The 6074-nt window shown below is 31.0% G+C and carries 7 protein-coding genes; 1 reads left to right on the top strand and 6 read right to left on the bottom strand.

The genetic code is table 11. The features are described from left to right. The 6 genes from ACRDBA_RS13425 to ACRDBA_RS13400 form a co-directional block, all read right to left on the bottom strand. A partial coding sequence (locus tag ACRDBA_RS13425) for a stalk domain-containing protein (protein ID WP_438573437.1) occupies window positions 1–209 on the bottom strand: 209 nt, incomplete at its 3' end. 178 nt (window positions 210–387) lie between these two features. After that, a complete protein-coding gene (locus ACRDBA_RS13420) occupies window positions 388–2331 on the bottom strand; it encodes an FtsX-like permease family protein (RefSeq protein WP_438573436.1) in 1944 nt (647 codons plus the stop codon). Further along, a complete protein-coding gene (locus tag ACRDBA_RS13415; RefSeq protein WP_438573435.1) occupies window positions 2297–3085 on the bottom strand; it encodes an ABC transporter ATP-binding protein in 789 nt (262 codons plus the stop codon). The genes ACRDBA_RS13420 and ACRDBA_RS13415 overlap by 35 nt, the downstream gene beginning before the upstream one ends. A 57-nt stretch (window positions 3086–3142) precedes the next feature. Continuing rightward, on the bottom strand, window positions 3143–4075 hold the full coding sequence (locus ACRDBA_RS13410) for a hypothetical protein (RefSeq protein ID WP_438573434.1): 933 nt from the start codon (window positions 4073–4075) through the stop codon (window positions 3143–3145). Between the two features lie 52 nt (window positions 4076–4127). Beyond that, window positions 4128–4664, bottom strand: a complete 537-nt coding sequence (locus ACRDBA_RS13405) for an RNA polymerase sigma factor (RefSeq protein ID WP_438573433.1) — start codon at window positions 4662–4664, stop codon at window positions 4128–4130. Between the two features lie 279 nt (window positions 4665–4943). Continuing rightward, on the bottom strand, window positions 4944–5288 hold the full coding sequence (locus tag ACRDBA_RS13400) for a hypothetical protein (protein ID WP_438573432.1): 345 nt from the start codon (window positions 5286–5288) through the stop codon (window positions 4944–4946). Between the two features lie 270 nt (window positions 5289–5558). Between ACRDBA_RS13400 and ACRDBA_RS13395 the strand changes: the two genes are divergently transcribed. Next, on the top strand, window positions 5559–6020 hold the full coding sequence (locus ACRDBA_RS13395; protein ID WP_438573431.1) for a hypothetical protein: 462 nt from the start codon (window positions 5559–5561) through the stop codon (window positions 6018–6020). Window positions 6021–6074: the final 54 nt, after the last annotated feature.

Here is a 6074-nt window from a genome sequence, read left to right as displayed (position 1 = left end):
GTTTCTGCATTCCAATTCACTTTATATCCTAAAAATTGTGATACACTTCTAAGCGGTAAAAGCACACTCTCCCCTATTTTCTGTGGTTGTTGTTCTAACTGCATTTGTTCCCCATTATAAGAAACAGTAATAACCTCCTTTGCATTACATGGTATAACTATAATTGATGCTAAAATCCCTACAAATAATTTATTAATTACTTTTGACAATTTTATTCACTCCTTTATATAAGTAACCCCATAAAATATCTCTTACTTAAACTAACTAATTACTCGGTCGATAATAACCTACCAATCTGCATCATCAAATAATATTTAGTATTGTTCTGAAATGACTCATAATAATTGTAACAATAATACAACTACAAATACATGTAGTAAGTATGCTCTAATTATCACCATCTTTAATACTCTTCTTTATCAAATAATATGTAATCATACCATATATAATAAAAACAATACTTAATCCTATACCAACTATACTTATATTTTTAAGTAGTGCCAATGCTCTTACCATTTCGTTTTCTTGAATATATGTTTTTAGTAAGCAAATATATATTAATATATTATTAACACCTGCTAATATAAGTGGACACATAAAATATACTATAATCTGTATTTTTATAGTCCTATAGATTTCCCGTTCTTCAACTCCCAATTGACGTAGTATTTTTATTCCATCCTTATAACTCTTAAGATCACTAAGTAATTGCACCGCAAGAACTGTTAATATGCATATAATTAATATACTACAGAGATAATACCCAACAAATAACATAGCTGCTGCTGAGGTACGTTGTTCAAATAAAACTTTTGTTTTCATAAATCCTATACAATTAATAAAATTCTCATTTAGTCCTGCCTCTTCAAAAGTTTTATCCCTAATTTCAAGCCATAACCTCTCATTAAATTCATTACTTGTTGGTTTACTAGTCTTAGCAAGCAATACCGTATAAATCGGCTCTAACTCTATAAACCAACTATCATCGAGCACATACAAATAGTTCCTATCTTTATAAATCACCTTATTATACCTGTCAATATCAATCTTTTTATTTCTATGGGGACTCCAGAGTCCTTCCAAGGTATTTTTTCCTAAAGTAATCTCTTTATTTAACATATATGTGTCCATATCTACTGGATGAACATAAAACTTAGCTTTATCTAAAGTGATTCCCAGATCACCCTTTAACTCAAGCAACCTATTGTAATCACTTAACTTTAAATAATAACCTTCTTTATTAGTTAAAGCTTCAGCAGTATTTTCATAAACCGAAAAGCTCATTGACCCTATTGAGCCAAATTCACTTTCTTTTATGAAAGACTCTAAATCAGATAGATCTATTGCTCCCTTATCAAACCTTAATCCAATATCAAACCATACATTCTGATCTTTCATTTGGTTCACTTGCATACTTGTTGCATACTCCCCACCTAATACTGCTGAAAGTATTGCCACAAATAACAATAAGGATATACTCCCTAAATAAAAACCATTCATATTAATTTTTCTTGTAAATTGGCTAAAGGAAAATATATTTAACCCCTTATAATATATCTTTGAACACCTTGCTTTTATAACTCCTACTAATGCTGAAAAAGAATAGTAAAAACTATAAGTTCCTGCTATAAACAACAAAACACTTATAATAACTGTATTTTTATTAAAGTAAATATATATAAATATTAAGAGATAACTCCCTACAATTGCTACTACCGAGAACACAAAAATCCATATATGGATTAACTTATCCTTTATAAGTTTTTTCTCATTCTTTTTCTCATCATTTAATAAATCATAAATGTTAGTGTCATTATAGTATTCTATATTGGCATAACTAATTAAGCCATGCACAAACAGTAAAAAGAGTACAATATTTGCTATAGCTGTACCAGACAACTCCATGCTCATAATATAATCTATTTCAAAAAACTCACTTGTTAACTTACTCAGTAATTCGCATAGATTAACCCCAATGACTGTTCCTACTCCTAATGCCATACAAATAAACAAAAAATTCTCTACAACTAGTATCCATGTTAACTTCATAGGCTCAAGTCCTAATAGCAGGTAAACTCCCAGTTCTTTTTTTCGATAATCCATCAAATGCTTATTCATATAGAAAATAATACAACTAAAAATACCATACGCAAAAAACATCAATATTTTTAGCTCATTCACAAAAGATTCTATATTAAGTATTTCTTCTTTCCATGTCATTGCACTCATGGCATACATCATAGTTATAAAGATAACTACCGTTATAAAATAAACAATATATTCTCTAATACAATGGCTAGCATTTCTTATGGCCAATTTTATGTATATCACAAGCTTTTCCCCCTAATTGAGCCAATACCTCTAAGATTTGAGTAAAAAACTCTTTCCTCTCAACTTCGTCTCTTATTAACTCTTTATAAATTTGACCATCTTTCATAAAAAGAATTCTTTTACAATAACTTGCCGAAAACACATCATGAGTTACCATTAAAATATTGGCTCCTAAACTTTCATTCATGTAAGTTAATTGCTCTAATAACTTACATGCTGTATTTGAATCTAATGCCCCTGTTGGCTCATCAGCCAATATCAATTGAGGCTGTGTTACCATTGCTCTAGCACATGCACATCGCTGTTTCTGCCCTCCAGATACTTCATAAGGAAATTTATTTAAGATATCCTCAATTCCCATCTGCCGAGCTATAACTAGAACTTTTTCTCGAATTTGTTTTAAAGGAATTTTGTTAATTGTAAGTGCTATAGCTATATTGTCATAAATACTCAGGGTATCTAATAAATTAAAGTCTTGAAATATGAAGCCCAATTTCTCTCTTCGAAATGATGCTAATTCTTTTTTATTGAGTTGACTTATCCCTTTATCTTTAATATAGATTTCTCCTGACGTAATATTATCTATAGTTGAAATAACATTAAGCAAAGTACTCTTACCTGATCCTGAAGGTCCCATAATACCTAAAAATTCTCCTTCAGCGATCTCAAAGCTAATACCATCCACCGCTTTTACTTCATACTCATTAGAATAATAGTACTTTTTTACATTCTCTATTTTTAATACTGACTTCATAAAATTGTTCCCCCCCTTAATTGATCGTATATTATTATTTCCACAGCTATATGCTATCTACTCCTCTTTTTTTAGAACATAATAGTATGGCTTCAAACCTCTAATTATATAATCGCCACTCTTCCACTCATAAAACATATAGGTTGTCCCTCTTATTTTCTTAAGAATACACTGACTTGCTGTCTGCTGATGCATATTAATGATCACATCTTCAGACCATCTCATCCCTACCACACTTTTAAATCCTTCACCCAAATCTACCTCTATCTGTCCTTCTTCAAAAATATTTAGTCCCCTTAAATAAAGCGTGTTTATATCTTTTTTCTTCTTGAAATTAAAGTCTTCTATATCTTTTACAAAATCTATAGCCGTCCATTTACCCTTTAGTTCATCATTATCTATAAAAGGCTGATTAACATCATCTTTTTTGCCTTGATTCTCTACTGTAATTATTTCTGTATCCTCAAATATTTGTTTTAGTACATAATAGCCCGGTTGCTCTCTTTCCCTAGTGATATAATCTCCATTTTTCCATTCATAGAACATATACTCTGTTTCATCTATTTTCTCAATACTATAGTTACTATCTGTCCTATAGCCTTTATCTACTATATGGTTTTTCGTCCAAAAAATTTTACTGTTCTCTAATTCATATAACGCTCCTTCTTCCTCATAAATTATCTGTAATGTCCCTTCAGGTTCAAAAGTTAATTGTCTTATGTAAAATTCTTGTTCATCATAACTATCCTCTGGATTAAAATTCTCTTTTCCTGCTACGTATGCTACAACTTGCCATACGCCTACAACCTTAGGATTTGTTTCAAAAGAATACTCTATATAATCTTGTCTGCGCATATATTCTGCTGAGACAACTACTCCTGTCGCTAAACATACTAAAGTAGCTGCCAGCATAAGTATCTTTCTAGCTTTTATCTTTTTTTTTGTACCTCTTTGCTTCTCATAAAGCATCCATGTCTGTTCAAAACTCAAAGACGGTTTTTCATCTTTCAATCCTTTCTCTATTACATTCTTCAAAAGGCCTTTATTCATATTGCTCCCTCCTTGAAATATAACTCATATCTTCCTCGCTCATTACTTTTCGTAATTTTGCTAAGCCTGATCCTAATCGTGATTTACACGTCCCTAGTGGGATATCTAGCACCTTTGCTACTTCTTCTAATTTCATTGCCATATAATAATGCAGTACAATAACCTCTCTTGTCTTAAGACTAAGTTGATTGACTTGTCTCCATATCATTTGTTCTTCTTCTGTTATTAGAAATTGGAATTCAACATCCTGCCTAGAAGTCTTTCCCTTTATAAATTCCAAATCTAGATGATATCGTTGGCTTTTCAATGTATTTCTTATTTTATTTAGTACGATTTGATATAGCCATGGCTTAAATGGACGTTCTGGATCATATGTACTATATTTTAACCATACTTGAATAAATACATCTTGGGTAATATCATCTGCTAACGTTCTTGATTTAGTGAGGAATAACGCAACTTTATATACATAGTTCGAGTGCTCTTCATACATTTTTTCCGCATCTTCTTTTGATATAGGTGCTCTCATAAAACCCCCTCCTTTTACTTCACCTTATTATACATTTCAATGCATTGTTTAGTTCGATTCTTTTAAATTATTTTTTAAATTTTATATTAATTTTTATATTATTATCTCCTCAAATGCTTTAATCTCTATATGTTATAAATATTTTTATTGTAAGTCGTATAGCCTCCTTTTGCTTATTTAGTTTTTATTAGCTAATATTGTAGCTATGCCACGCAAAGATAGCCCTATCTCTCAATAATGAATTGATAGGGCTGTCTCCGGTAAACAATTAACTATTACTTACTTTGCTTTGTGACGTTTATTCATGTAAAGTTGTAGAATGATACCACTTACTAAACCAATAAATAGAATAGTGGTATTTAAGAATGCACCTGACATATTGGCTTTTCCATCATAATTTAAGCTCATTATATATTCTAATAGCAATCCCATTTCTGATGAAGCAATGAAAATATATCCTATGTAATACTTCTCTCGAATAATTGCTAAAATTGATACCAGTAGGATTGGTAAATATATTGAAGCAATAACAGATAAATCGATATACTTTACTAAGCACATCCAGATAAGTATTCCAGCATAAGGTAGTATTACAAAAAGCAAGTGCTTTAATTGTTTTCTCATACATTATCTCCTCTTATAATACTTAATTTATTAACATTATTCTTCACTTAACTATTATAATATATTTTTATTATTTAGAAATATTAAATATTAATTTTCTCCACTCACCTCTATTTATATGATTAATTCAGACCCCATTATCTGCTTAGATTACTTCAAAAAAATAATTGGATAGATCCAGACGGCCACATCCTCTTAATCTACTCTCGTGAAAACATGATGGTAACCAACTTTATCCGTGAGTTTGACCAACTAAAAGGTGAAAGTATTATGGGTATTTATGGTGCAATGCATACTGATACAAACGGTATGGACTACCGCACGCAATCTGTTCCATGTATGGCAAATCAACTGCAAAAACGTTATGGCGCTAAGCTCTACACTGAAGACCTGGCTATATGGGCAAAAGATATTGAACCCTATAGCGTAGATACTATTCGTGTTAACGGAAAAGATTATAAGGCATCCTATTTTGGGGAACAGGATTTAACTGGATTTAAAGACTATACCTCTAGAGCATTTTGGCGCTTAGAAAATGCCTATGATGATTTTAAAAATAATCCCAAACAATATGTGCTACCTTATAGTGAATACCCTATGCTGATAGAAACAGGACAAGTTTTCGTCATCGATTTGACGAAAATAGATGGGTCGGTTATCAGAGAATACTATATTTCTAACGGGCATATATGGGATAATAGACCTTCAACACAAGGTATTATAGTCGAGTAACCTAATCCACTGATCATAATAAATCTTCTCCTCTTTACTGCCATACTAACTCAG

Source organism: Clostridium sp. (genome assembly GCF_051654825.1).
Lineage (GTDB): Bacteria > Bacillota > Clostridia > Clostridiales > Clostridiaceae > Clostridium.
Note: the sequence above shows the minus strand (reverse complement) of the source record. Positions and strands in the feature narration are given on the sequence as shown.